At 72.8% G+C, this 401-nt stretch carries 1 protein-coding gene; it reads left to right on the top strand.

Going from position 1 to position 401, the window contains the following annotated elements; genetic code table 11:
* Positions 1 to 401 (top strand): GNAT family N-acyltransferase (locus K9U41_RS23600; RefSeq protein WP_282643246.1); only part of this gene is annotated, 401 nt, incomplete at both ends.

The raw sequence follows: 401 nt of genomic DNA, 5'->3' as shown, positions 1-401 counted from the left end.
CCACCACCCAGCGCGAGCTCGACGACGCGGTCCGCGTCCGCTGGGCCGTCTTCGGCGGAGAGCTGGGGTTGATGACGGGGTGGATGCCGCCGTCGCGTCGCGAGGTGAGCTGTTTCGACACGCTGGACACCACCGTGCACCTGGTCGTCTATGCGGACGCGGCCCCGGTGGCCACGTTGCGGCTGCTGCTGCCCAACCCGGAGGTGGCGGATGCCATCGGCGGACGGCGGGGGCTGGAGCTGGAGCAGAGGCTGGACCTGTCCGACGTGGTCCGCCCGGGCATGGTCGTCGCGGAGACGTCGCGCTTCTGCGTGCTCGACGGCTGGCGCCACTCCGAGGCCGTCACCCGGCTGCACGCGGGCCTCTACGAAGAGAGCCGGCGGCGCGGCGTGACGCACTGG

The sequence above is a fragment of the Xanthobacter autotrophicus genome, assembly GCF_029991245.1.
GTDB lineage: Bacteria > Pseudomonadota > Alphaproteobacteria > Rhizobiales > Xanthobacteraceae > Xanthobacter > Xanthobacter autotrophicus_C.
The sequence above is the reverse complement of the archived record's forward strand: the minus strand, read 5'-3'. Positions and strand labels throughout refer to the sequence as shown.